We start from the raw sequence: 421 nt of genomic DNA, 5'->3' as shown, positions 1-421 counted from the left end.
TCGCGGCCGTAGACGGGGAGCAGGAGTCCGTCGACCCATCGGGCGAGAGCCGCAAGTTCCTGCTGGTAGGCCTCGCCCTTCATGGCCATGATCGACAGTGCGCCCGGTCCACCCGCAGACGGATCCTGATCAGCGCCAGCCGAGTCCACCGGGCCGCTGCCGGTGGCATCGCCGGGGCTGTGATCCTGCTCCTCGTTGGCCAGGGCGTCGAGGAGCTGGCCGTGCTGGCTGAGGGAGGATGCGAGCTGGTTGACGTAGGCCTCCAGGTCCTTCACGTCCTGGAAGTCCATGGGACCGTCCTCGGCAGGAGCAGCCTCGGGTTCAAGCACCCCTTGGTCCGCGTCGGGCGCGGATTCGGGGTCGGGCGCGGCGGGCGGGGTGGAAGCGGGCACGAGGTCCTCCCGGGCTCATCGATGTTGGT

At 69.6% G+C, this 421-nt stretch carries 1 pseudogene; it reads right to left on the bottom strand.

The annotated features are described in order from the left end of the window. Nucleotides 1-290, bottom strand: a pseudogene (locus tag BIV57_RS23195) (DUF4913 domain-containing protein); the annotation flags it as partial. Nucleotides 291-421: the final 131 nt, after the last annotated feature.

This window comes from Mangrovactinospora gilvigrisea, assembly GCF_001879105.1.
Taxonomy (GTDB): domain Bacteria; phylum Actinomycetota; class Actinomycetes; order Streptomycetales; family Streptomycetaceae; genus Mangrovactinospora; species Mangrovactinospora gilvigrisea.
Note: the sequence above shows the minus strand (reverse complement) of the source record. Positions and strands in the feature narration are given on the sequence as shown.